Source organism: Mesorhizobium dulcispinae, from assembly GCF_033977345.1.
Classification (GTDB): domain Bacteria; phylum Pseudomonadota; class Alphaproteobacteria; order Rhizobiales; family Rhizobiaceae; genus Mesorhizobium; species Mesorhizobium dulcispinae.
Window position 1 is genome coordinate 1 of the sequence record NZ_JAVIIY010000069.1, and the last position, 891, is coordinate 891.

At 64.6% G+C, this 891-nt stretch carries 1 protein-coding gene; it reads right to left on the reverse strand.

The window, feature by feature from the left end:
- Positions 1-861 (reverse strand): IS630 family transposase gene (locus RFN30_RS32290; RefSeq protein ID WP_320265981.1). Its coding sequence is split into 2 segments (ribosomal slippage), with 860 coding nucleotides annotated over them: positions 1-524 and positions 526-861; the frame shifts between segments, so codons are not numbered across the junction. This gene is flagged as partial in the annotation.
- Positions 862-891: the final 30 nt, after the last annotated feature.

An 891-nucleotide genomic window follows, 5' to 3' on the forward strand; every position in this document is an offset into this window, starting at 1 on the left:
CGCCAGGTGTCCTCGACGGTGCGTTTCTGCGCCTGGCGCATCCAGTGTTTGATCTTGGCGAAGGCCTGCTCGATCGGATTGAGGTCCGGTGAGTAGGGCGGCAGGTACCAGAGCCTGGCCCCAGCGGCCTTGATCATCTGCCTGACGGCGGCGGACTTGTGGCTTCCCAGGTTGTCCATGACGACGATATCGCCGGGCTTCAGCACGGTGATGAGCTGCTGCTCGACATAAGCGCGGAAGCATTGGCCGTTGATCGGTCCGTCGAAGACGCAAGGTGCCGCCAGCCGATCCCAGCGCAGCGCGCCGAGGAAGGTCAGCGTGCGCCAGTGGCCGTACGGAGCCAGGCCGCGCAGCCGCTTGCCCTTCGGCCCCCAGCCGCGCAGCGGAGCCATGTTGGTTTTGATCCAGGTCTCGTCGATGAAGACCAGGCACCGGGGATCGAGGCCGGCCTGCCAGGATCGCCATCGTTGGCGCCTGCGGGCAATATCGGCGCGTGCCTGCTCAAGGGCGAACAGCGTTTTTTTTGAAGCTCAGGCCCTCGCGGCGCAGGAACTGCCACACTGCGTTGTGCGAGACCTTGACCCCGCGAGCGGCCAACTCATCCTTCAGGCCATGCAGCGTCAGATGCGGCGTCTCACGCAGACGGGCCTCGATGAAAGCACGATGCGGCTCCAGCACCCTCTTGCGATGTCCGCCCATCTTGCCAGGCGCAACCGAGCCAGTCGCCCGATGACGCTGCAACAACTTCACCGCCGCCGAAACCGAAATGCCGAACCGTTTGGCGGCCGACCGGCGGCTCTCACCACTCAAAACCGCCGCCACAACCCGTTCGCGAAGATCGTCCGAAAGAGGTCGCGTCATCAGATGCTGGCCTCCATTCCAGCCAGCATC